At 55.5% G+C, this 23,605-nt stretch carries 21 protein-coding genes; 12 read left to right on the top strand and 9 right to left on the bottom strand.

The genetic code is table 11. The features are described 5' to 3' along the window. Positions 1–388: 388 nt before the first annotated feature. Together M8T91_RS14920 and ydiJ are read right to left on the bottom strand one after the other, a co-directional pair. Positions 389–1,126 (bottom strand): tetratricopeptide repeat protein, encoded by a 738-nt coding sequence (locus M8T91_RS14920; protein WP_301414956.1) that lies wholly within the window; start codon positions 1,124–1,126, stop codon positions 389–391. A 75-nt stretch (positions 1,127–1,201) separates the two neighbouring features. Next, on the bottom strand, positions 1,202–4,240 hold the full coding sequence (ydiJ, locus tag M8T91_RS14915; RefSeq protein WP_301414955.1) for a D-2-hydroxyglutarate dehydrogenase YdiJ: 3,039 nt from the start codon (positions 4,238–4,240) through the stop codon (positions 1,202–1,204). 258 nt (positions 4,241–4,498) lie between these two features. On the opposite strand from ydiJ, the gene M8T91_RS14910 reads away from it, so the two are divergent. Next, positions 4,499–5,446 (top strand): DUF523 and DUF1722 domain-containing protein, encoded by a 948-nt coding sequence (locus M8T91_RS14910; RefSeq protein ID WP_301414954.1) that lies wholly within the window; start codon positions 4,499–4,501, stop codon positions 5,444–5,446. Between the two features lie 249 nt (positions 5,447–5,695). After that, on the top strand, positions 5,696–7,168 hold the full coding sequence (locus M8T91_RS14905; protein ID WP_301414953.1) for a cryptochrome/photolyase family protein: 1,473 nt from the start codon (positions 5,696–5,698) through the stop codon (positions 7,166–7,168). 216 nt (positions 7,169–7,384) lie between these two features. Here M8T91_RS14905 and M8T91_RS14900 read toward each other — a convergent pair whose 3' ends face one another. Continuing rightward, positions 7,385–7,813, bottom strand: a complete 429-nt coding sequence (locus M8T91_RS14900; RefSeq protein WP_301414952.1) for an MAPEG family protein — start codon at positions 7,811–7,813, stop codon at positions 7,385–7,387. A 255-nt stretch (positions 7,814–8,068) separates the two neighbouring features. Between M8T91_RS14900 and M8T91_RS14895 the strand changes: the two genes are divergently transcribed. Beyond that, complete coding sequence (locus M8T91_RS14895; RefSeq protein ID WP_301414951.1) at positions 8,069–8,299, top strand: tautomerase family protein; 231 nt, start codon at positions 8,069–8,071, stop codon at positions 8,297–8,299. 216 nt (positions 8,300–8,515) lie between these two features. Here M8T91_RS14895 and M8T91_RS14890 read toward each other — a convergent pair whose 3' ends face one another. Continuing rightward, positions 8,516–9,253, bottom strand: a complete 738-nt coding sequence (locus tag M8T91_RS14890; protein WP_301414950.1) for an aspartate/glutamate racemase family protein — start codon at positions 9,251–9,253, stop codon at positions 8,516–8,518. Positions 9,254–9,974: 721 nt separating this feature from the next. Between M8T91_RS14890 and M8T91_RS14885 the strand changes: the two genes are divergently transcribed. The 3 genes from M8T91_RS14885 to M8T91_RS14875 all read left to right on the top strand — a co-directional run bounded on the left by M8T91_RS14885 (position 9,975) and on the right by M8T91_RS14875 (position 12,384). Next, positions 9,975–11,174 carry a pyridoxal phosphate-dependent aminotransferase gene (locus M8T91_RS14885; protein ID WP_301414949.1) on the top strand — a complete coding sequence of 400 codons (1,200 nt, stop codon included), beginning with the start codon at positions 9,975–9,977 and terminating at the stop codon, positions 11,172–11,174. Positions 11,175–11,310: 136 nt separating this feature from the next. Then, positions 11,311–11,787 carry an Lrp/AsnC family transcriptional regulator gene (locus tag M8T91_RS14880; protein WP_301414948.1) on the top strand — a complete coding sequence of 159 codons (477 nt, stop codon included), beginning with the start codon at positions 11,311–11,313 and terminating at the stop codon, positions 11,785–11,787. A 165-nt stretch (positions 11,788–11,952) separates the two neighbouring features. Beyond that, on the top strand, positions 11,953–12,384 hold the full coding sequence (locus M8T91_RS14875) for a DUF4345 family protein (RefSeq protein WP_301414947.1): 432 nt from the start codon (positions 11,953–11,955) through the stop codon (positions 12,382–12,384). A 331-nt stretch (positions 12,385–12,715) separates the two neighbouring features. Here the strand turns inward: M8T91_RS14875 and M8T91_RS14870 are convergent, their stop codons facing one another. The 5 genes from M8T91_RS14870 to M8T91_RS14850 form a co-directional block, all read right to left on the bottom strand. Next, entirely contained in the window at positions 12,716–13,558 is an 843-nt protein-coding gene (locus M8T91_RS14870) for a sterol desaturase family protein (RefSeq protein WP_301414946.1), read from the bottom strand. Between the two features lie 343 nt (positions 13,559–13,901). Then, on the bottom strand, positions 13,902–14,966 hold the full coding sequence (locus tag M8T91_RS14865) for a helix-turn-helix domain-containing protein (RefSeq protein ID WP_301414945.1): 1,065 nt from the start codon (positions 14,964–14,966) through the stop codon (positions 13,902–13,904). A gap of 3 nt (positions 14,967–14,969) precedes the next feature. Further along, a complete protein-coding gene (locus tag M8T91_RS14860) occupies positions 14,970–15,536 on the bottom strand; it encodes a lytic transglycosylase domain-containing protein (protein ID WP_301414944.1) in 567 nt (188 codons plus the stop codon). A gap of 131 nt (positions 15,537–15,667) precedes the next feature. Next, positions 15,668–17,395, bottom strand: a complete 1,728-nt coding sequence (locus tag M8T91_RS14855) for a proline--tRNA ligase (protein WP_301414943.1) — start codon at positions 17,393–17,395, stop codon at positions 15,668–15,670. 207 nt (positions 17,396–17,602) lie between these two features. After that, the gene (locus tag M8T91_RS14850) at positions 17,603–18,001 is read right to left on the bottom strand and encodes an HU family DNA-binding protein (RefSeq protein WP_301414942.1); all 399 of its coding nucleotides are present in this window, start codon (positions 17,999–18,001) and stop codon (positions 17,603–17,605) included. A gap of 287 nt (positions 18,002–18,288) precedes the next feature. On the opposite strand from M8T91_RS14850, the gene M8T91_RS14845 reads away from it, so the two are divergent. The 6 genes from M8T91_RS14845 to ruvB all read left to right on the top strand — a co-directional run bounded on the left by M8T91_RS14845 (position 18,289) and on the right by ruvB (position 23,597). Further along, positions 18,289–18,546, top strand: a complete 258-nt coding sequence (locus tag M8T91_RS14845) for an FmdB family zinc ribbon protein (protein WP_301414941.1) — start codon at positions 18,289–18,291, stop codon at positions 18,544–18,546. Positions 18,547–18,603: 57 nt separating this feature from the next. Further along, positions 18,604–20,382 carry an aspartate--tRNA ligase gene (gene aspS / locus M8T91_RS14840; RefSeq protein ID WP_301414940.1) on the top strand — a complete coding sequence of 593 codons (1,779 nt, stop codon included), beginning with the start codon at positions 18,604–18,606 and terminating at the stop codon, positions 20,380–20,382. A 100-nt stretch (positions 20,383–20,482) separates the two neighbouring features. Beyond that, positions 20,483–21,226: a YebC/PmpR family DNA-binding transcriptional regulator gene (locus M8T91_RS14835; protein WP_301414939.1), complete on the top strand. Its 744-nt coding sequence runs from the start codon at positions 20,483–20,485 to the stop codon at positions 21,224–21,226. Positions 21,227–21,365: 139 nt separating this feature from the next. Further along, positions 21,366–21,893, top strand: a complete 528-nt coding sequence (gene ruvC / locus M8T91_RS14830) for a crossover junction endodeoxyribonuclease RuvC (protein WP_301414938.1) — start codon at positions 21,366–21,368, stop codon at positions 21,891–21,893. 60 nt (positions 21,894–21,953) lie between these two features. Continuing rightward, positions 21,954–22,565: a Holliday junction branch migration protein RuvA gene (ruvA, locus tag M8T91_RS14825; protein WP_301414937.1), complete on the top strand. Its 612-nt coding sequence runs from the start codon at positions 21,954–21,956 to the stop codon at positions 22,563–22,565. A gap of 15 nt (positions 22,566–22,580) precedes the next feature. Next, on the top strand, positions 22,581–23,597 hold the full coding sequence (ruvB, locus tag M8T91_RS14820; protein ID WP_301414936.1) for a Holliday junction branch migration DNA helicase RuvB: 1,017 nt from the start codon (positions 22,581–22,583) through the stop codon (positions 23,595–23,597). The last annotated feature ends 8 nt before the right edge of the window (positions 23,598–23,605 follow it).

Here is a 23,605-nt window from a genome sequence, read left to right as displayed (position 1 = left end):
TCTCGCACTGATCAACTTTTTCTGAAAAACCACAATAACCCGTATGAAATGGCTTTTTTTTTTTCAAAAATAATACCAAATACCCGTTACTGGCCTTTTGGAGCAACTATTTTGCTCTGATCGCTTTTTGTGCAGTTGCTGTTGGCGCAGACCCACTCCCCCTTGGTAAATGATTTCCGATAGTGAAAAAAAAGATGACAGCGATGTCATCCTAAGACAGGGAAGTCCCCCGCCCGAGATGGACTTTCCGGACACAGGCAGGAAAGTAAAAAATTTCTTTGCAATTATTTGTGACTGACCATCCAAATCAACTCAATCACCGGAGAAATGGGGTGGCACGGCAGAGGCACTTTTTAATCACAAGGTAGTGAGTAAGCACACAGTGCGCTCAGAGGGGAGTTTCCGTGTGCTGCACAATCGGCTGGACCTGTTGGCGCAGTGCAGAAAGGTAGTCCCTGTCCTCTTTCAGGTCGGGAAACCCGTAGCGAAAATCCAGTTGCACCGCCTTATCCAGCCAGGCGATGGCTTCCTGAAGGTTGCCCTGCCATTCACAGACCTGACCCAGGTTGAAGTAGGTAATGGCGAGGTTGTGCCATTCCCCCTGATCCATCAGCCCGGCCACAGCATCCTTATAGAGGAGGTAGGCCGTGTTCAGCAGCTGCGTGCGCAGGGTGGTTGTGGGTTCGCTGGCGGCTTGCTGATGATAGGTGTGTGCCAGCGCGGAGCGGACCCTGGCGGCTGAAAGCGGTAATTTGGCACCGGAATTCAGGTAGTCGAGTACGGATTGAAACTGGGCGCGGGCTAGTAAATACAGGTCTGGACGCGATTTGGCACCCAGAGCATTTAAAACAATACCATACCGGTAGCGCAGGGGGTGCTGTTGGGATGGATATGGCGCAAGTGCGGCAATGGCTTTTTCATACAAGGGCAGAGCGTCGTGGTAGTTGCCACTGCGGGCAAGGGTTTCGGCCTTATTGATCCATGCCAGCGGGTTCTGGGTACCGTTCCTTCCAATTTCCGCCTCTTTGTGCCAGGTGTTTTGCATTGTAAAGAGAACAAGGAGCAGTACCACCATGCCGAGGAGTTGATAAAATAAGATCGGTAAACTGGCCGGGTCTTTGTACACTGGGACTTCCCGCAGGCTGCTTTCGGTGGACGGTTCAGGGATGCACTTTTGCCGGCCCCTTATGTCAGTTAATCCCTAGTTTTTGAGTTGTGCCAGCACTCCCTGCAGAGGGTGGCGCAGACTAACACCCGCGAAGCGGTTCGCCTGGCAGCGGCAAGAGTAGCCGGTGGCGAGTTGGTTGCTGTCACCGTGACTGAGTTTGGCGGCCCAGGATTGTTGGAAGATTATCCGCGAGGTTTCCTTATGTGCAGTCTCGTGACCGTAGGTGCCGGCCATGCCGCAACAGCCAAGGCTTTCGGTTTGCAGCTCAAGACCGAGTGCGCAGAATATCGTTTGCCAGTCTTTCAGCGAGGCGGTGGCAATAGTCTGTTCTGTGCAGTGGGGCAGCAACTGGAAACTGCCGGGGCGTATCCGTTCGCGTTGTTGTACCAGGTGATCCTGCTGCTCAGCCAGCCATTCCTGCAGCAGCTGGACTTTTGGCGCCCGTTCGCCGAGGAGCTTTTTGTATTCCGAGCGATAGGTGAGAGTCATGGAGGGGTCTATGCCTACCAGGGGGATACCACGCGCCGCCAGATCGTTGAGCATTTCACTGTTGCCCTGAGCTACCCGCTGGAATTGGCGCAGGAATCCGTACACATGCAGCGGCTTGCCGTTGGCCCGGTAGGGCGCCAATAGGGGTACGAAATCCAGATGCTTGAGCAGGCGCAGTATGTCCGATACCACTTTGGCGTCAAAATAGCTGGTAAAGGCGTCCTGTACGATAATCACCGCACGGCTGCACTGGCTGGGGCCCAGGGTCTCCAGGCAGGCTTTGCTGGCGGTAGGCACTCCCAGTGCCTGCACCCTGGCCTGCAGTGTTGCCTGTGAGAGCAGCGGGCTGTCTACCATACCAAGAGCGCGTTCCATCAGGGTAGTTACCGGCTTCAGTTTCAACGGCCAGTTATAGAGCTGTGGCAGCTTTGCCAACTGCGGCATCAAAAATTCCAACCCAGCCACGACATAGTCTCTTAACGGACGCAGGTAGCGACTGTAATATAGTTCGAGGAACTTGCTGCGAAACTCCGGTACATCCACTTTGATAGGGCATTGGCCCGCACAGGATTTACATGCCAGGCAACCCTGCATGGCCTCATTCACTTCGTGGTTGAAATCGTACTCGCCACGCATTTTGGCAAGGGAGTTCACGATGCGCTTGGGCAGGCCGACAAAAAAGGAGCGCTCCCGGTATTTGCGTGCACAGGCTACCGCATCCACATCGCGACTGCTCAACAGACGCAGCCATTCCCGCATGAGTGAGGCGCGTCCCTTGGGCGAGTGAATCCGGTTGCGTGTGGCTTTGTAGGAGGGGCACATGGCGTTGTCAGGGTTCCAATTGAAGCAAGCGCCATTGCCGTTGCAGTGTACCCCCTCGCTGTAGCCCTCCCATACCCGGGCGGGAATCTGCCGGTCGTATTCGCCGCGTATCGCCACCACGTCAATTTTCAACAGGTTGGCACTATTGTCGGGTGTGGCAATTTTGCCGGGGTTCAGCTGGTTGCGTGGGTCGAAGGCGGCTTTGATTTTTTGTAGCTCGGGGTAGAGTTCCCCAAAAAATTCCGGCGCATATTCTGACCTGACTCCCTTGCCGTGTTCACCCCACAACAACCCCCGGTATTTCTGTGTGAGTGCCACTACCCGATCTGTGATGGGACGTATCTGTGCCGCCTGCTGCGGGTCTTTCATATCAATGGCTGGGCGCACGTGCAATACCCCTGCATCCACATGGCCAAACATGCCATAATCGAGTCCCGCTCCATCCAGAATCGCACGAAATTCGGTGATGAAATCCGCCAGTTGTTCCGGGGGTACCGCAGTATCTTCCACAAACGGAATCGGACGCTTTTCCCCAGGGGCATTGCCCAGCAGACCCACTGCCCGTTTGCGCATGGCCCAGATGCGGTTAACTTCCGCATGGCCGCGGGCGACGGAGTAGCCGAAGCTCTTGCCCGGCTGGCCGATCGCTTCGCCTATTTGTGCGGTGAATCCTGCCAGTGCACTTTCCAGCTCCTCTTCGGAATCCGCTGTGTACTCCACCAGGTTGATTCCTTTGACTGGCCTGTCCTCTGTGGGGAAAAACCCGCTCACGCTGTGCCACACGATATCCTCCATGGCCAACTGCAGTACCTTGCTGTCCACCGTTTCGATAGACATGGGGCCGGCGTCCATCAAGTGCTTGGCGTCGCGCAGGGCATCCCGGAAGTGGTCGTATTTCAGGTTTACCAGCGCTACGCACTTTGGAATTGGCAGCAGGTTGAGCTTTGCCTCTGCCACAAAGCCGAGGGTGCCCTCGGAGCCGCACAGCACACTGTTGAGGTTAAAGCACCCGTTCTCGCGGATATGGGCCAGATCGTAGCCTGTGAGGCAGCGGTTCAGCTTGGGAAATCTCTCCTCAATCAAATCCGCCTTTTGCCGCGCAATTTCGTCGCAGGTTTTGTGCACTTTGGCCGAGCGGTTATCGCCGCTGCTGATTTCCCGCAACTTCGCCTCTTCTATTGATGAGGATCGCCACAGTTCGCCGCCTATGAGCACGGTATGCAGCTCCAACACGTGGTCGCGGGTCTTGCCATAGACACAGGAGCCCTGGCCCGAGGCGTCGGTATTGATCATGCCGCCGATGGTGGCGCGGTTGCTGGTGGAGAGTTCCGGGGCAAAGAACAGGCCGTGGGGCTTGAGGACGGCATTCAACTGATCCTTTACGACGCCCGCCTGTACGCGCACCCAGCGTTGCTCCACATTGATTTCCAGAATCTGGTTCATATGTCGGGAGATATCCACCACCAGTCCGTCGCTGAGGGACTGGCCATTGGTGCCGGTACCACCGCCTCTGGGGGAGAGCACCACGCAGTGGAATTCCTCCCGGTCGGCCAGTTCCGCCAATAATTGCAGGTCGCGATTGTCGCGGGGGAATACCACTGCCTGGGGCAGTACCTGATAAATGGAGTTGTCTGTTGCCAGAACTGTGCGGTTGGCATAACTGGAGGCGATGTCACCGCGAAAACCAGCGTCTGTCAGCGTCTGCAAAAACTGCAAATACAGCGCCTGAACCTCGTCGACTTCGCGCAATGCTGGAATCATGGGCTAATCCGTAGTTTCGGGCAGGTAGAGACCGCACAGGTGACCGGTAGAGGCGGTGAAGTAAAGCCTGGCTGTCAAGCTGCCCGATAAGAATGTGACCTCGCATTGTAGCTGTGATGGGGGTGGGTGCAAGCGGGGTGGAGTTCAAGCCCTGGCGCCAGAAAGCTGTATAAAAGTAGTCCTTGTATAACTAAACACGACAGGCTATAAAAAAGAAACAGATATTTTCTGCGCCTTAAAACCATGCATATCCAGCTGTTGCCTCACAAGATCCCGGTGGGAATCAGCCGTTGCGCGATGGGTGATCCGGTGCGATACAACGGCAGCCACAAGCACAGTAAAGTCTGCACCGAATTATTGGGTCACTGCTTTGACCTGCACGCCTATTGCCCGGAGGTGGCGATTGGTATGGGTGTGCCGCGACCACCCATCCACTTGATTGTGAGCGATCGCCTGCGGGCGGTAGGGCGGGATGATCCCGCCATAGAGGTTACCGAGGCACTGGAGGCCTATGGGGACCAGATTGTGCCAGAGGTGGAAAACCTGCGCGGTTTTATCCTGATGCAGAGGTCCCCAAGTTGCGGTGTGCGCACCACACCGCACTATAAGGCCGACGGGAAGGGTGTTCTGGCTCACGATTCTGGACTGTTTACGGCGCGCTTGCGCCACCATTTCCCGCACCTGCCCCTGGAGGAAGTGGGGCGTTTGAATGCCAGCAGCCTGCGCGAAAACTTCCTCACCCGCGTGTTTGCCTACGATGCCTGGCACCGCTATGTGGCGCCCGATCTGCGTCCCGCGCGGGTCATCGAGTTCTATACCGCTTACAAGTATCTCCTGCTCGCACACAGCCAACCCCTGACCCGAGCACTCGGCCAGTTTATCGCCAACGCCCGCATGCTGGGGCCGAAGCAATTTGCCAGTGAAGTGCGGGGGAAAATGATGGAAATTCTTGCGCACCAGGCCAGCCGCGAGGATCGGACTAATGCCCTGATGCACAGTCAGGGGCACTTGAAGGGATATTTAAGCAGGGCGGAGCGGGCGGAATTGGCACAACTGATTGAGGCATATCGCCAGGGGCATAAACCCCTGTCCGCGGTGCTCACCATGCTGCGCCATTATTTGCCGCGCAGCCCGCACCATTTTATTCACAGCCAGGTTCTGCTCGCCGCCGAGCCCGCCGAGCTGGGTTTGTGTGAATTCCGTTGAAAGCCGCTATGGTTGACACTGAAACACCCAAAGAGACCCGCCTGCCTATTCGCGAAGTGGCCCCTCGTACCGGTGACGGCCCGCTGGCGGGCCCGCAGCGGCAAGTAACACCGCCTCTACAGCGGGGGGGAGGTGTGCCATATTGAAGCTGTGCCCTGGTCTGGATACGCTGGAACAGCTGCCCATGACTTCTGTACTGCCGGGCAGTGGAGATAGTGCAATTGAGCAACTGCGGGAGCCGTTAAAGTAATGCGCCGGCCGCTTTCCCTGGCGCGCGGCCTGGTGTGGTTTCGCAGCGATCTGCGTATGCAGGACAACTCGGCCCTGTACCGCGCCAGTCAGTGTTGCGAATACTTGGCCGCTCTCTTTATTGCCTGCCCCCACAACTGGAAATCTCATGGTGAGGGCGATGCTCTGGTGGCCTTTCGCATGGCCTGTCTGCACGAATTGCAGACCCGGTTGCAAACCCGCAATATTCCCCTGTATTGCCTCAATATTTCTACTTTTTCCCAGGTGCCCAAAGCGCTGCAGCAAGTTGCGCTGCGCTTGAAAATCGAGGGCGTATTTGCCAATGCGGAGTATCCAATAAATGAACAGCGCCGGGACCATGCTGTGCGGGATATATTGTGCAAGAGCGGTATTCATATCGAGTACTATAGCGACCGCACCTTGTTGCCACCGGGATCGGTAAGAACCGGCAATGGCGAACCCTATAAAGTGTTTACCCCCTTCAAGCGTACCCTTCTTCAATTGTGTGCGGAAAGTGCGGTTAATCCTCTGCCGGTGCCGAGAAAAATGCCAATCCTCGATGGGGGATCACATTGGCCGAAATGGCTGGAAATGGGGAGGGGTGTCAGACTGACTCAGAAAATACCCAGCCAGTTACCTCACTATTCAATCGATAATACTGTGACAGGGATGGTGAAAGGCTGGAAGGCCGGGGAGAAGGAGGCACAGAAGCGCCTGAAGCTATTTGGTGAGAGGATCACCAGATATCAGGCCGAGCGGGATTTCCCCGCATTGGACAGCACTTCTCGATTATCGCCTTATCTGAACAGCGGAGCCATTTCCATTCGCCAGTGCGCCTATATGGCTCTCAGTTTAAATGATGGTAATTGGCAGGGAGGCAGTGAGGGTATTGCCTGCTGGATCAGCGAGCTGATTTGGCGTGAGTTCTACACCCATCTGCTGGTGGACTTCCCTCGCCTGAGTAAGGGCCAGCCATTTAAGCTGGAGACTGAGCGGATTCCCTGGGTTTATAACCAGAAGCTTTTTGACTGTTGGGGTCGCGGCGAAACCGGGGTCCCTATTGTGGATGCCGCCATGCATCAGTTAAATGAAAGTGCCTGGATGCACAATCGCCTGCGCATGATTGTGGCCTCATTTCTCAGCAAGAATATGCTGATCGACTGGCGCTGGGGCGAACGCTATTTTATGCAGCACCTCATCGACGGCGATTTCGCCTCCAACAATGGTGGTTGGCAGTGGACTGCCTCTACAGGCACCGATGCCGCCCCCTATTTCCGTGTCTTCAACCCCTACAGCCAATCGCAGAAATTTGATCCTGACGGCACATTTATTCGCCGATATATCCCGGAACTGGCCTCACTCAATAACAGGGAAATCCACAATCCACCCCCTGTTTCGGGGTATCCTCAAGTCATCTGTGATGTGGGGGCTGGTCGCAAGCGCGCGATTGCGGTTTTTGCCAGACTAAAATAGGCCCTGAAGTTTGGTATCCAGAGCCTTGGAGGCTGGGCGATGAGACCCTTGGCAGGGTGCTGGAAAGGCAATCCACTCTCGAAAAAACCGCGCTCTGCCCCCAACTGCAGAACCTGGCAGGTTGTTATGCTGGTTCGGGACCGGAACTGCCGGATGCATCACCAGCGCAGCTACCGAGTAACCGGTATCTGAATCGGTTGTGCCAGTAATGCTAGCCTATTGAAAAACCGCTCGAGCGCCATTGAATGTCAGCAGTATCAGCGGGATGTTGGATAACAGGAAAACGAAAAAACGCAATTCAATTTTATTGCCCAGTGCCTGTATCAGGCTGTGCAGAATTCTCAAGGCAACATAAGACCATGCGGCAAAAATATTGATAGTAGCTGAATCACCAATGACGGCTAGAGAAAGCGCAATGGCGTAAAAGATCGTTGGCTGCTCCATCAAGTGATTGTAGTTATCGGCTTTCCAGCGGACCTTTGCCGGTAGTTTTGACATCTGATCGCCAGCGGGGGCATTGGGGTCCATCTGCATTTTTGCTGCCGCAATGGCTGGCAGGCGGGTTACATACATCCATGCCCACATCACCAGCGACCAGATAATCAGCGCAACTATGGGTTGAATCATGAGAATTTTGGTTTCCATATCTGCTCCCAAGACTATTCATAATTATTATTTCTTACCCAACAATACCACATTAGGGTGAGACTGGGGGATGTGAACCGTGAAGGCGGCCCAATAACAAGGTTCTTTTCTCCATCTGAGTCCGCCTTAAAAGGTCATTCCAGTTGGGATACCGCAACGGTGACGGTCGAGGTCCCTGTTTCTAGTGTATTCATGCTAGTCTGAATGCCGAATCAACACGGTAGACGTCTGTACAGTTTAGGATGGAGATTGGTTATGCCACACATTGTTGTTTACGCACCCCGCCTGCCGAGGGAGAAAAAAGTTGCCTGTGTCGCTGCATTAACCCGGGCTTTTGAGGAAAGTACAGGGCTGGATGCCAACTTGCTCACAATCCATATTGAAGAGCATTCCTACGATAACATCGGTGTAGGCGGGCAATTGCTCACCGATACCTGCCCTGAGATTGCGGAACGTGAAAAACTATTTCACAAAACCGGTGGTTAGCGCCCCACAGGGAAAGGTACCTGGGGAGACAGGCATCAACTCGCGAGATCAATTGACCTGCTGCAATTGCAGGCAGAATGCTGACTTCAGGGAGCATTACGCTGGTGCAAAAACGGTTGCTACATCATGGGCCAGGTGCTCATTGACCGCGTCTCTGGCTCTATGGGAGGTAGGGCGGTAAGGATCCTTGATGAGGGTATGGTCTGAATACTACACCTAGCTGGTATGGTAGGATGACATTCTCCGGTCAACGGGTATAGCCTCTTTAATCGCTGCTTCAGCCAAAAGGCGGTTGGAGTTGAGTGTTGGAATTGATGAATTACTGTTATCGATAATTAATGGTATCTCTGTACAACCCAGGATAACGCTATCGCATCCCGCATCCTCCAGATCACCAATGATATTCTGAAAGTACTGAACAGTTTCAGGCTTGAAAATCCCGTAGACTAATTCATGCATAATCAATTGGCCTATGTTTTCTATCGCTTTCTTTGGTGGACGCTGCCAGCTGAGCCCGGCAGTTACTAGTTTTGCCGGATACACATCGCTTTCTACCAGCCACTGGGTGCCCAGTATGCCGGGCTTTTTGTACCCGAGAGCTTGTGCTGCCGCAACCACACAATCGCCGATATGGAGCCAGGGCAGGGGGGATTTTTGTACAACATAATCGAAAGCCTTGTGAATGGTGTTGTCCGGGCAGACCAGGAAGTCTGCCCCCTGTGCTTTGAGCTTGTTGGCAGAAGAGAGCATCAGGTCGCCAACGCCCCGCAGGTCATTTGCCTCAAGGCATTTCACATAACGGGCTAAAGAATGGGTATGCATGGAGATCTCGGGGTGTGCATGCTCACCGAGGTATTTTCTGCTCTCTGTGCAGATAGTCTTGTAGCAGAGAGCCGCACCCTCGGCGGAGCAGCCAACAATTCCAACATGCTTTGTGTAATGCCGGTTTTTCATACGCTATTTCCTTTTCAACCTGTAAATATAGGTGAGTATTAAGGAGTTGTATGGGATGTGTTCCACCTTGATCGGCTTTCATGGTTTCGCGAATGCTGGTGGTAAGCTTAAGGTGTTTCAAACCGTTTGAAAATGTCTCAGCAGCCGAGAAGATACTGTACCGGTTGGGTTACCAACAGGTGTGCCTGGTTTTTGTTGGCCTGTAGATACCCCGGCTTCAGGTTTAAACGGTAATCGTGTCTCTTACCATCACTGCCTGGTAGCCTGAATTGAGTTATATGGGTGATGCACAGTGGTGAGAAGACAGTAGACAAGTTTGTACTGCGCTGCCTTTATTGGCACCAGTGCAGTGTGAAGCAGATCTGAACTGCAAACCGGTAGCGAGTTTGTGCAGTCTCGCATTGCCTGTAGTGCTTTATCAGGCATTTTTTGATGGCGCTAGAATTGCCCCATGATAGAACAGTCTTGGCAGTCAGGATTTTTGACGGTGCTTGGGGTTTTATCGGTAACAGATTGTCTTTTTTAGAACAGGTCATCCCAAGGCAGACCGGAAGCCAATCCCGGGTCGAAGATCGCCACAGAGGACGTATCCACAGCATTATCTGCGGGAAAAGCCCCGAAAACACCTGACTACTGCACATTCTATGGTGATATAGCGTAATCGATTACTTTCGCGATCGCTAAGGTAGCGGCATAAACAGCGGATAAAGTGTTAAAAAGCGTGACAGATTTTACTCCCCGATTCAGCTTGCAAAGCGAGGCACTGAACTGTGAGGATTCCAATGTCTGGGCCGTCAGTGACCGGGCCCACAGGCTGGCCAACACCGGGGAAGATGTTATTTTTCTCTGTGTGGGAGATCCCAATTTCGATACCCCTGAGCCCATTCTGGATTTTGCCCGTGCCCGCCTGGGTGTCGGGCGTACGCATTACTCACCTGCCGCCGGTGAGCCCATGCTGCAACGCGCTATAGCAGATATTGAGAGCAAAGTGTCACCACACCCCTGCAATCCCGATGATGTAGTGGTGTTTCCCGGTGGGACTAACGCCATTTATGCCGTGCTTTCCTGCCTGCTCAACCCCGGTGAGGAGATCGTGATCCCCGAACCGATGTATATCGGTTATGTGCCCATCTGCGACAGTCTCAGGCTGTCGGTGAAACGGGTGGCCTGCCCGGCAGAAAAGGACTTTGCCTTTGATGTGGAGGCGATCAAGGCGGCCATCAGCGAGCAAACCCGGGTGGTGATGATCAACACTCCGGTTAACCCCACCGGTGCCATGGCGACACCGGGGCAGTTGCGTGCGCTTGCGGCCGATTGTCGTGAACGGGGGATCTGGCTGGTGTGCGATGAGATGTACTCCATGATCACTTTTGCTCGCCGGCATACTTCCCTACGCACCGCGGCGGAAGCGCTGGACAATATTGTCGTGATCGATGGCCTGTCCAAATCCCACGCGATGAGTGGTTGGCGCCTGGGTTGGGCAGTGGCGCGGGGACCTTTGGTGGAGCGACTGGCGCAGTTTGCCGGTGCCACTATTTTTGGCTGCCCGCAGTTTATCCAGGAAGCGGCCGCGTTTGCCCTGGAGTTTGACAGCTACTTTGTCAAGCAGATGCGCGATGCCTACAAGCGGCGCCGGGACCTGATTGTTGCGCGTATTGGCAGGATACCGGGCCTCAACTGCTACAGCCCAGAGGCAGGCATGTTCGTGATGGTGGATGTGTCCGAAGTGGCCGCCTCAGGGCAGGAGTTTGCCGAGGCCCTGCTGGATGCCGAGCGGGTTTCCGTGCTGCCCGGCGCGCCATTCGGCCGGAGTGCAGTGAATCATGTGCGTCTGACTCTCGCGGCAGAGGAGGCAGAGTTGACCCGTGCGCTGGATCGTATTGAGCGCTTTGTTACCCACGGGTGCCGCCAGGTCAGCTGAGCGGACGGCTGTTGAATACGCCCCGGATGCCCTTGCCGAGGCGAGCACTTCTACCCGCGCGAAACAATAGAGTGTTTCAGCCATCGGCGAATACCGCTATCCTTGCCCCCTTTCAGATGCAAAAGAAACCAACTTCGTGAAAATTGACCGGCATAATTTGCGTATTTTGCAGGCACTGCAAACCAACGCCCGTATTAGCAACCTGAACTTGAGTGAACAGATTGGATTGTCGGAGAGTGCTTGTCTGGCCCGGGTGAAGCGCCTGACCAGTGAGCGTTATATCCGCGCGTTTCTTGCAGAGATAAACCTGGACAAAGTGCGCCATGCCGAATTTTATGTGAATGTGGCACTGAAGCGCCAAGATGCGCGGACCAGTGAAAATTTCCGCCATATTATCAATGATATCCCTCAGATTGTTTCCTGTGTGAAGATGTCCGGGGAGTTCGACTATATGTTGCGATTTGTATGTCCGGACGCAGCGGACTTCAATTTGGTATCTGAACAACTGTTGGCCAATGAAGCAGCAGCCATATCCCGTATGACTTCGCATCTTGTGATCGAGAAAACCAAGCGGTTCACTGGATATCCCCTCGAACTGCTCTTCAAAGACTAAATGTCATTTCAGGAACTGGCCCAGTTCCCGTTTTTTAGCATCTACCGGGCAAACACTGCCAACGAATGATTAATAGGGCTTATGGCGGTTAGAGCCTCATATATACTGTAGTCACACTTTAGTCGTGCCGTAGGACAATTTGGGGCCGGTCGCAAGAAGTGTTCGATGACTACGGTTGGAGGGGAATTAGCATTGAGATATTTTGGAAGGATCTACCTGGCTGGCAATGCGTTGATTTTTGCATTTGTGGGTCTGGGGGCATTGCTTTACCCGCAAGCTTTCGCCGCTGCTATCGGGATCACATTCAATACCTCTGCCGCAATGCCTGAATTTCTGGCTACTTATGGCGGTTTTATGCTGGCGATTGCTGTGGTTCTTTTGATTGCACAGGCATTGCGGCGGTATCGCAGAGTGGCCTATGCGGCGCTTTCAATGGCCTATATCGGCTTTGGGCTCGGCCGGTTGTACGCTATGCTGTTCATCAGCGGATTTGACGAGCGCAATCTGCTGTTTTTCTTTTTGGAAGTGGTGATGGTGGTTTGGGGGCTTTTTTGTTACCGTGAATCTCGCTGGCTGCCTCTCCAACACGGTCATTAGTGCACTCCGAAACCATTCGATCCCTTAGATTGTTGGCTGATCGCTCCTGAGATATCGCGTCAATTGCGTATAACCGCTGGTATTTCAAAGGGTTGTGCCAGACTGCGGCCAGTGGTGGTTTTCACCGATGGGGAGTAAACAATCCAATTTCGCGTAGACTGAAGCCCACAGCCCACAGCCCACAGCCCACAGCCCACAGCCCACAGCCCACAGCCCACAGCCCACAGCCCACAGCCCACAGCCCACAGCCCACAGCCCACAGCCCACAGCCCACAGCCCACAGCCCACAGATTGTGTTCTGGCGCATTTGGCCGGCTGCGGGCTGGATGGGTCAGGCCGGCATATTGGCGCTGCCACCCTGGCTTAAGTTTGTCCGGGCATCGGCTGTTTTCTCCTGCGAAGCATCAGATAGCGTCCCGTCTACTGCCCGGCGAAAAGCGAGCTTGTAGTCTTTGAATTCCGTACCCATCCAACGGTCCCACCAGGTGAAGTAGAAACCGTAGTTGCCCTGGAAGCGTTGGTGGTGCAGATCGTGGTGGGTGGTGGTGGTCATATTGTCCAATGGGCCGTCCACCCAGTTGCGTGGATGAAACTCACAGCCCGTATGCAGCATAGCGTTGCGAAAAATCATGATAAACACGAAGGATAGCCAGATAGTGGGGTGCATGGGAATCATCAGGATGATCAGTGGTGAGAAGAGCCCGTTTAGAGCGGCTTCCCCCACAGAAAAGCTATAGGCTGTCCAGGGCGTGGGAGTTCGGGATAGGTGGTGCAGGCGGTGAAAGTGCTTGAATATTTTTGGGTGATGCATGCCCCGGTGAGTCCAGTAAAAGTATGCATCGTGCAAAAGGATCAGCACCGGCAGGCTGGCAATATTCCACCACATGGGGTAGTCGCCCCATTGCCAATATAATTTTGTTAGCCCCATCTTTTCAAGCAGGCTGATAATGGTGCCAATCACAGTAAAGATACATACGGTCAGCATGGAGAAACTGACTTCGCGGCGTATATCCTTCCATTCCGCCCGGCGCTTTTGAATGCGGCGGCGATGCATCCAGGTACGAAACAGCCAGCCTGCGCAGATACTCATTACAGAGGCTGCCAACACATAGCGAAATAGGGTCAAATGAAAGTGCTTGGCTCCGTATTGGGCCAGTTCCATCAGAAAATCCATACACTCACCATCAATATTGTATTGGGAATGGAGACGTCGTTTTCTTGCTATACAACCCGGTCAACCGATCCGTTTGTAATGACCAATTGGTAGCGGTTGCCCTTGAAACACGAATGAAACTGTCCGAGATTGTCCGAATCTCAACGGCACCCGCCTGACGGTGGCACTATGCCGTACAGCACTGTCGCACAACCCAGTTTGGTTGTTGCGACACCCTATCGGGATATCGTGTCCCACCATTGTTCGGGGGTTGTATGCAGTGGTGCACTCAGTCTGGAGAGGTTTTCATGACGCGGCTTGCGGAAAGTGAAAAATTTCTAACGGATTTCGAACCCGCAATGATTCAGGTAGGTAACCTTTGCCGACGGTACTCAGTTGGGGTCAGGTTGTGACGGCGCTTGAAGGCTGCATTGAAAGGGCTCAGTGACCGGTAGCCAATATCCAGGGCGATGGTGAGTACCGGCAGGTGGGCCTGCTCCGGATCGGCCAGGCGCGCACTGGCCTCATCGATACGGAACTGGTTTAGATATTCGTTGAAATTGCGATAACCCAGGTGGCGGTTGATCAGGATGCGCAATAGATGCTCACGGGTATCCAGTTGCTCAGCCAGTTCACGAATAGTGAGACCTGTCTGGCGATAGCCCCCGTTGTGCATATGTGCCTGCAGTTTTCTCATTTGTGCTTGCTGCTGCTCATCCGGAGAGGGTGCTTGTGCAGGAGGTGAGATTTTCTCTTCGGCAGGAGTGGCGGATGGGGGCAGGGACTCCCCCAAAGCACTGGGTGAGAGTGCCAGCAACCACAGGCAGGCGGCTAGGGAGAGGAGGCTGGCGAGTAGTGCGTGTAAGGTCGGTACCCCATGGGGTACCGGGTGGTAGGTAAACAGGAATTCAGCGCCGATCACGATCAGCATGTAGACACCCACGGCAATGAGCAAAATGGCACGCAGCCGCCGGCGCTCCTCCACTAAGTCGGAGTGGAATTGCCCCAACAGCGTCAGCATGCCGGCACCAACCAGCCCCATGCTCAGTAGTTGGGACAGGTTAAAGAGCAATGTCTGGGCCCCTGAAGCCAGGGAAGAAGGCGCGTATTTCGCAAAAATACTCAATGCAATAGCGAGGCCGATAGGTATCCAGCCCCAGCGGGGGAAGGGCTCCTCCTCTCGGCAAAGCAGGTGGGTAAAGAGCCAGAATGCTGCAGGTACCAAGAAAATCGGCAGGTTAATCAGGAATGCGCCTGCCGGAGGCATTGGCGGTAGGGTGGGCCACAGTAAATAGCAAATGACGCCAACCAGCACCAGTATCAGCCAGCGCCCCGCGGCCAGTCGATGGTGATTCAAAGACACTTTTGCCGCTGCCAGTAACAGCAGGGCACAGGCGCCGCCGGAGAAAAATAAATAACCGGCGGTCATGCTTTATCTCCAGCGTGTTGCCCAGGCATCCAGAACCTTGCTGCTATAGGTATGGCGACCATAACTGCCATTGTAATAGGCAAGGGCGTTAGCGAGGTTGCCTTTGGCCTTTTCGATGTAGTGCTTGAGAATGGTACAGCCATAGCGCAGGTTGGTATCCATGTTGATCAGGTTGTCATCCGGGCGCCCGATTTCCTTTTTCCAAAAAGGCATGACCTGCATCATGCCCTGAGCACCGACACGGGAAACTGCGTAGGGATCGAAGGCGCTCTCTATCTGGATTACGGCGAGCACAATCTCGGGGCGCAGGCCGGCCCGGGTGGCTTCCCGGTGCACCGCCTTTAACACCTGCATGCGCTCTTTTGGGTCTTTGATATAGCGGGAAAGCGGCTGGGATTTTGACATCAGCCACACTTCGGCATCGAAGCGATCCACAAAACTGCCTGCCTGGTTGATAGCCTCCTGCAGCGCGAGGCGCAATTCGGGGTCTACCTTCACAGCGGGGCTTTGGGATTCGACACTGCTCCAGGCAAGACAGAGCAGCAGAGCAGCAGTGGCTTTTCTCATCATGTCCGAGATTTTACGAAAAGCCCGGGAAAATGGGCAGCCCCTTTTTTGACTGGCGGTACTACCCCCTGTCTAGAGTTTTCTTGGGTAAGCGGGGTATCCGGCCCAAACAGTGGCGGGCCGGAATGCAAGTGTCAGCGGTCAATTTTTTCCAGCAGCACTGTCTCCAACTGGGAGAGGGCAAAGTCCTGGGCCTCGCTATCGGCGCGACCCTTGTACTCCGCCACGCCCTTCTCCAGACCGCGATCGCCAATGACAACACGGTGGGGAATACCCAGCAACTCAATATCCGCCAACATGGCGCCGAGGCGCGCCTTGGACTCGTCCATCAGCAGTACATCAATGCCTCTGCTGCGCAGGAATTCGTACAGGTGCTCGCACTTGTCCCTTACCCTATCGCTCTTGTGCATATTGATGGGCACAATGGCCAGCTGGAAAGGGGCAATGGCCTCGGGCCAGAGTATGCCGGCACTATCGTGTTTCTGCTCGATGGCCGCTGCCACAATACGGGACACACCGATACCATAACAGCCCATGCTCATCAGCTGCTCTTTACCGTTCTCATCGAGGAGGGTGGCGTTCATGGCGCGGCTGTACTTGTCGCCCAACTGGAAAATATGGCCCACTTCGATGCCGCGCCTGACTTCCAGGGTACCCCGGCCATCCGGGCTGGGGTCACCGGTGACAATATTGCGCAGATCCTCAATGCGGTCGAGTTTCACATCGCGGTTCCAATTGACGCCGGTGTAGTGATAGTCGTCGCGATTGGCACCACAGATAAAGTCCGCAAGATGGGCGGCAGACCTGTCCACAATGGTTTCAATCTCCATCCCCACCGGGCCCAGTGAGCCGATAGTACAGTGTAATTCCTCCGCGATACGCGACTCGGGGGCAAATTGCAATGGGCTGGCGACACCGGCCAGTTTTTCCGCCTTGAGTGTATTCAGGTCGTGATCACCACGCAGTACCAGTGCAAGCAGCGGTGGGGTTTCACCCTGTGTACATTCACCCAGAACGATCAGTGTTTTCACGGAGTGTGCCGGGTCTGCCTTGAGAAAGTCATTTACCGCCGGGATGGATTTTTGACCCGGGGTATACACCTCCTGCATCTCGCAGCTCGGCTCGGGCCGCGCCCCCCCCGGGGCGACAGCCTCGGCCAACTCCACATTGGCGGCGTAGCGGGAATCCGTGGAGAAGGCGATATCGTCCTCACCGCTCTGCGCCAGGACGTGGAACTCGTGGGAGCTTGAGCCGCCGATGGCGCCGGTATCCGCCAGCACCGGGCGGTAGTCCAGGCCAATGCGCTCAAAGATGCGACAGTAGGCGTTGTACATGACATCGTAGGTTTCCTGCAGGGAGTCCGCGCTGTCGTGGAAGGAGTAGGCATCCTTCATGGTGAATTCACGCGCGCGCATCACGCCAAAACGGGGACGAATCTCATCGCGAAATTTGGTCTGTATCTGGAAGAAATTGGCTGGTAGCTGCTTGTAACTGTTGACCTCGTTGCGGATCAGGTCTGTGATCACTTCCTCGTGGGTTGGTCCCAGACAGAAAGCATTGCCGTGGCGATCGCGGATACGCAGCAGCTCGGGGCCGTACTGCTGCCAGCGCCCGGATTCCTCCCACAACTCGGCTGGCTGTACCACCGGCATCAACACCTCCAGGGCACCAGCGCGCTCCATTTCCTCGCGGACGATACGCTCGACTTTGCGTAACACACGCAGCCCCGTGGGTAACCAGGTGTAGAGGCCCGACGCCAAACGGCGGATCATGCCCGCGCGCAGCATCAGCTGATGGCTGATGACCACGGCATCGCTGGGCGTTTCTTTTTGGGTTGCAATGAGGTAGCGGGATGCGCGCATAGGAATTAACTGGACTGTATTGGCTGTAGACCGGGCATTTTACGCTATTTGCCGGACAATAAATATTCTTGTGGCGGTTTTGCACTAACGGATGTTGCCTGCAATAGGTCGCGATGGTTACTGGGTGGTATTGGCAATCCCGCTGTATGGTCCGGGAATAAAAAACCCCGCTTATGCGGGGTTTTCAGCTTTCGGATCGGCGGGGAATCAGGACTCGGCCATCTCCTTCAGTTTCTTCAACGGACGCACCTTCACCTGAATGCTCGCCGGTTTGGCCTTGAACATGGTCTCTTCGCCAGTGAAGGGATTGATGCCCTTGCGGGCCTTTTTAGCTGGCTTCTTCACCGTGGTGATTTTCAGCAGGCCCGGCAGGGCGAATTCGCCAACGGCACGCTTCTTGATATGGCCTTCGATAATGTCGCCTAATTCATCCATAACGGACTGGACCTGTTTGCGGGACAGTTCGGTATTTTCGGCGATCTGGTTCAGAATCTGGGTCTTGGTGTACTTCTCCTTGATAGCCTTTACTTTCTTGGCCGGTGCGGCTTTCTTAGCCGGAGCCTTTCTGGCAGCGGCTGTTCTGGTAGCAGCTTTCCTGGTAGCCATGGCTGGTTTCCTTCTTTGTTGTTCGGTGTAAGTCTGGTAAGTGTGTTTCTACTCCCGCTGCACTGCGTCCAAAAAAACGGTGGTCTCAGCGGGTGATAACGGGAAGTATATATAGTTTTTGCAGGACCGTACGGGAAAATACTAGAAAAATAGTGTTTTTCTGCATTTTATAACTCTTGTACCGGCCTTCGGGGGCCTCCTGGCTAGCCGAAAGGGCGGAGCGGCTTCTTCCCTCTGAAGGGCTCATGTATACTCTGTTCCCTTTTTCAAGCACCGGGTACTGAGTAATGCCGATCTATGAATACCAGTGCACTGCCTGCGGCCACGAGATGGAGGCGCTGCAGCGCATAAGCGATAACCCGCTCAAAGATTGTCCAGTTTGTGGCAAAGCCGAGCTTAGCAAGAAAATCTCTGCGGCTGGGTTTCGCCTGAAAGGGGGGGGTTGGTACGAGACCGACTTCAAGACGGGCAGCAAGAAAAACCTGGCCGGGGATGCAGCCAACAGTGGCAAGGCCAAGGGCGACAAAACCGCGAAGACGGCCTAGACCCGCGATGTGTACGCTCAGGTAACCATTTCACCATCGATAACGGGAATTTTATCCATGCGCAGCGACTACTGTGGCGTTCTTCGTTCCGCGGACATTGACCGTATAGTGACCCTCTGTGGTTGGGTCGATCGCCGCCGTGACCATGGCGGTGTGATTTTCATTGATCTGCGCGATCGAGAGGGTATCGTTCAGGTAGTATTCGACCCGGATGCCGCCGAGCATTTTGAGTTGGCCGATCGCGTGCGCAGCGAGTATGTGCTGAAGGTTACAGGCCGGGTGCGCGCCCGTGCTGCGGAGGCCTTGAATCCCAATATGGCTACCGGCGAGGTAGAGGTCTATGGGACCGAGCTGGAGATTCTCAACAGTGCCGAAACCGTCCCTTTTCAACTGGACGAGCACATTGAGGTGGGGGAGGACGTCCGCCTCAAATACCGCTACCTGGATCTGCGCCGCAACGAGATGCAGCACAATCTGCGCTTTCGTTCCAGGCTCACTACAGCGATCCGCAACTATCTGGATACGCATGAATTTCTCGATATCGAGACTCCGATCCTCACGCGCGCCACGCCGGAGGGCGCGCGGGATTATCTGGTCCCCAGCCGCACCCACGAGGGCAAGTTCTTCGCCCTGCCGCAGTCCCCGCAGCTGTTCAAGCAGCTGTTGATGGTGTCCGGTTTTGATCGCTATTACCAGATTGCCAAGTGTTTTCGCGATGAGGACCTGCGCGCCGATCGCCAGCCGGAGTTCACCCAGATTGATATCGAGACCTCTTTCCTGGGAGAGGAGGAGATCATGTCCATCACCGAGGGCATGGTGCGGACGCTGTTTAAGACGTTGAAGGGGGTGGAACTGGGGACTTTCCCCCGTATCACTCATTACCAGGCCATGTTGCGCTATGGCTCCGACAAGCCGGATCTGCGTATTCCTCTGGAGATGGTGGAAATCAAGGACCTGATGACCGAAGTGGAATTCAAGGTATTCTCAGGGCCTGCCAGGGACCCGAAAGGGCGCGTGGCCGCTATCAGGGTGCCCGGCGGTTGCGATCGGCTGACCCGCAAGCAACTTGACGATTATGGCAAGTTTGTCGGTATCTATGGCGCCAAGGGGCTCGCCTATATCAAGGTCAACGCGCGCGCCGACCTGGAAAACGGGCTGCAGTCGCCGATTGTCAAATTCCTGCCTGTCGAAACCCGCGCTGCTATTCTCGACCGCCTGCAAGCGCAAGATGGGGATCTCATCTTCTTCGGTGCGGACAAGGCCAGGATAGTGTCGGAAGCCCTTGGTGCACTGCGCTGCAAACTGGGCCAGGACCTGAATCTCTATACCAGTGAGTGGGCCCCCCTGTGGGTGGTGGCTTTCCCGATGTTCGAGGAAAATGAGGACGGCAGCCTCACCGCGCTGCATCACCCCTTTACCGCCCCTTCCTGTACCCCCGAAGAGCTGGAACAGAACCCATTGGGTGCTCTGTCCCGCGCCTATGATATGGTGCTTAATGGCACCGAGCTGGGTGGCGGCTCCTTGCGTATTCACGATCAGGTGATGCAGCAGGTGGTGTTCCGTACCCTCGGTATCAGTGAGGCGGAGCAGCGCGAGAAGTTCGGCTTCCTGCTCGATGCCCTCAAGTACGGCGCTCCTCCCCATGGTGGTCTCGCTTTTGGCCTGGATCGTCTGGTGATGCTGATGACCGGCAGTGATTCCATCCGCGATGTGATCGCATTCCCGAAAACCCAGAGTGCCGCCTGTGTCATGACGGATGCTCCGGGTACGGTTGATGCCCGGCAGTTGCGCGAGTTGAATATCCGCCTGCGCCAGAAAGAAGAGAGTATCCGCTGATTTTCCCCGGTGGGCCCAGCGAAACAAGCCCGCCAATTTACGCTGTGGACAATGTGTGTTGCCCACTGCCCACCCCGCGCACAGACGAAGAGAGACGAGGATGGCCGGACATAGTAAATGGGCCAATATCAAGCACCGCAAAGCGGCCCAGGATGCCAAACGGGGCAAGGTATTCACCAAAATTATCCGAGAGTTGACCGTGGCCGCCAAGGCGGGTCCCAACCCCGATGATAATCCGACCCTGCGCGCCACCATTGATAAGGCCCTCGGTGCCAATATGAAACGCGACACCATTGATAAGGCCATTGCCCGCGGCGCCGGCAATACCGATGGCGAACACTATGAAGCGGTGGTTTATGAAGGTTACGGTGTCGGCGGTGTGGCGGTACTGGTGGAATGCCTCACCGACAATCGCAATCGCACTGTGGCAGAGGTACGCCATGCCTTCTCCAAGCGCGGTGGCAACCTGGGTACTGATGGTTCGGTGAGTTATCTTTTTTCGCGCAAGGGGCAGCTGTACTATGAGGCCGGAGTCGATGAAGAGACGCTGATGGAAGCGGCCCTGGAGGCGGGTGCCGAGGATATTGAGACTAACGATGACGGCAGCGTCGAAGTGACCACGGAATTCCAGGACTACCTCTCCGTCAAGGATGCACTGACTGAAGCCGGCTTTATGCCGGATAGCGCCGAGATAGCCATGATACCCTCTACCACCATAGCGCTGGATAAGGAGGGTGCAGAAAAAGTGCTGGCACTGGTCGAGATGTTGGAAGACCTGGATGATGTGCAAAATGTTTACACCAATGCGGATATTCCCGTTGAGGTGATGGAGGCACTTGGCTGAAGACTTGCTCCCCCAGGGGGCAGACGCCATTCTGCCCCGACGTTTCTCGGCGCATCTGATGTTCACCCTTGACGCTTTCCCCCCGCCTTGGGACACTCCCGTTACTATATAAACATACAGATCTTGAGGGAGCTGCCTTTTGACCCGGATCCTGGGAGTTGACCCCGGCTCAAGAAAAACAGGCTATGGCATTATCGATGTGAAGTGCAGCAGTGCCCGCTATGTGGCCAGCGGCGTGATTCGTATCCCAAAGGGCCCTTTGCCCCAGCGTCTGAAATTGATTTTTGATGCAGTGAGCCAGATTGCCGAGCAGTACCGGCCCGTGCAAATGGCTATTGAAAATGTATTTATGTCAAAGAGTGCCGGTTCCGCCCTGAAACTGGGGCAGGCCCGTGGCGCCGCCATTGTGGCCGGTACCCACCGGGGCCTGGAGGTGGCTGAATACGAGGCGCGCAAGGTCAAGCAGGCAGTGGTCGGCAATGGTGCTGCAGACAAACTACAAGTGCAGCATATGGTCAAAACCCTGCTGTCGCTGCCAGCTTCTCCGCAGGAGGATGCCGCTGATGCCCTTGCCGTGGCTCTGTGTCATATGCATACGGGGCAGCTCCCCGCGCTTGCGGGTGGCGCTATGCCCAGCCGCTATCGCAGGGGCCGGTTCAGTGTTTAGGTGTGTTTATAGAGAGCGCCTCACACCCACGGATGGAAAATCAAAAAACTGGAATAACATATGATCGGAAGATTGAGCGGAACCCTGGCTGAGGTGCGGCCGCCATTATTGTTGGTGGACGTGCAAGGGGTGGGCTACGAGGTACTCGCGCCTATGACCACTATTTTCGAGCTGCCCGCCCTGGGGCAGCCGGTGCAGCTGCATACCCATCTGGCGGTGTCCGAGACAGTGCAACAACTGTATGGTTTTCTCCGGGATGCCGAGCGCAAACTGTTTCGCACCCTGATCAAGATCAGTGGTGTGGGTCCCAAGTTGGCTTTGGCCATTTTGTCGGGCCTGGATGGGGCTGCCCTGGCCCGCTGTGTGGCGGAAGACAATGTGGCGGCACTGGTGAAAGTGCCCGGTGTGGGGAAGAAGACCGCCGAACGCCTGATTATTGAACTGCGTGACAAGTTGACACCGGACTTTAATCACACCAATGATATCCCGCTGGTTCCGGCCACTGCGGCGCCTGAGGTGAATCATGTCAGTGAGGCTGAAAGTGCCCTGGCGGCACTGGGCTATAAACCCGCGGAAGCCAGCAAAATGGTGGCTCGGGCCGGCAAGGAACAGCCGGATGCCGACAGCGCGACCCTGATCCGCCTGGCACTGAAGGGAATGGTGCCCGCTTAATCTGGAGCTGTTTTCATGATCGAAGCCGACCGTCTGGTGGCGCCCCAGTCTATGGGGCCCGCAGGCCAGGAAGAGCAGTATGATCGCGCTGTACGCCCCAGAACGCTGGTGGACTATGTGGGCCAGCCCGTGGTCTGCGAGCAGATGGAGATCTTTATCCAGGCCGCCAAGCTGCGCAAAGAGGCCCTGGACCATACTTTGGTATTCGGTCCGCCGGGCCTGGGCAAAACCACCCTGGCCAATATCATCGCCACGGAGATGGGGGGTGCTATCAAGGCTACCTCCGGCCCGGTACTGGAGAAGGCGGGTGACCTGGCGGCGTTGATGACCAACCTGGAGCCGGGCGATGTCCTGTTTATCGACGAGATACACCGCCTGAGCCCCCATGTGGAAGAGGTCCTGTACCCGGCCATGGAGGACTACCAGTTGGATATCATGATTGGTGAGGGTCCGGCGGCCCGCTCCATCAAGCTGGACGTGCCGCCTTTTACCCTGGTGGGTGCCACTACCCGGGCGGGTCTTCTCACCTCCCCCCTGCGGGACCGTTTCGGCATAGTGCAGCGACTGGAGTTTTACAGTGTTGAGGATTTGACCCGTATCGTGCGCCGTTCCGCGGGCCTGATGGGGGTGGGCATGGACGAGGGCGGTGCCCTGGAGGTAGCGCGGCGTGCCCGTGGCACCCCGCGGATCGCCAACCGCCTGTTGCGCCGGGTGCGCGATTACGCGGAGGTGCGGGGTGATGGCTCGGTGGATTCGGCGATCGCCGATGCTGCCCTGAATATGCTCAATGTGGATGCCAGGGGCTTCGACCAGTTGGACCGGCGCATGTTGCTGGCCATGATTGAGAAATTCGATGGTGGCCCGGTCGGCGTAGACAGCCTTGCCGCTGCGGTGAGTGAGGAGCGGGACACGCTTGAGGACGTGCTGGAGCCATATCTTATCCAGCAGGGCTATATTGCCCGCACACCGCGGGGGCGGGTGGTGACCGGGCTTGCCTATGAGCATTTCGGCTTGCCGAAACCCGACAAATAAAACGCAAA

The organism is Microbulbifer sp. MI-G (assembly GCF_030440425.1).
Lineage (GTDB): Bacteria > Pseudomonadota > Gammaproteobacteria > Pseudomonadales > Cellvibrionaceae > Microbulbifer > Microbulbifer spongiae.
Note: the sequence above shows the minus strand (reverse complement) of the source record. Positions and strands in the feature narration are given on the sequence as shown.